General features: G+C 52.1%; 1 pseudogene. It reads right to left on the reverse strand.

Going from position 1 to position 219, the window contains the following annotated elements:
• A pseudogene (locus tag BHE85_RS20225) lies at window positions 1–219 on the reverse strand (IS1-like element transposase); the annotation flags it as partial.

Consider the following 219-nt stretch of genomic DNA (forward strand, 5'->3'; position numbering starts at 1 on the left):
AATCACATCACTGCCCGGTTGTATGCGCGAGGTTACCGACTGCGGCCTGAGTTTTTTAAGTGACGTAAAACCGTGTTGAGGCCAACGCCCATAATGCGTGCACTGGCGCGACATCCGACGCCATTCATGGCCATATCAATGATTTCTGGTGCGTACCGGGCTGAGAGGCGGTGTAAGTGAACTGTAGTTGCCATGTTTTACGGCAATGAGAGCAGAGAT

Origin of the sequence: Shigella sp. FC1567, from assembly GCF_001743015.1 — a bacterium.
In the GTDB taxonomy this organism is placed as follows: domain Bacteria; phylum Pseudomonadota; class Gammaproteobacteria; order Enterobacterales; family Enterobacteriaceae; genus Escherichia; species Escherichia coli.